Source organism: Leifsonia sp. SIMBA_070, from assembly GCF_046534635.1.
GTDB lineage: Bacteria > Actinomycetota > Actinomycetes > Actinomycetales > Microbacteriaceae > Leifsonia.
In genome coordinates, this window is the sequence record NZ_JAWRYK010000216.1 from 1 (window position 1) to 276 (window position 276).

Annotated in this window: 1 pseudogene; it reads left to right on the plus strand. The window is 64.1% G+C overall.

Annotation, left to right across the window (positions count from 1 at the left end):
- Positions 1–65: 65 nt before the first annotated feature.
- Positions 66–276: pseudogene (locus SB754_RS20090) on the plus strand (hypothetical protein); the annotation flags it as partial.

The window sequence follows — 276 nt, forward strand, 5'->3', positions numbered from 1 at the left end:
CTGACAAAAGCGCTCTGTTACGCGGGTTGGGCAGGCCGAAACACTGCCCGGCATACGCTGTTCCCATGAGAGACCAGAGCTGCCCCGCACCGCCGTCGTTCCTGGAACCCGTAGAGCTCAGCGGAGCCGGCGTGATCCTTGAACCGTTGTCCCGCACCCATGTCCCCGAGCTTGCGGACGCCGTGCGCGACGGTGAGTTGTGGAACAAGTGGTACACCCGCATCGCGTCACCCGAAGATATGGACGCGGATGTGGAAGCCCGCCTGGCTCAGCACG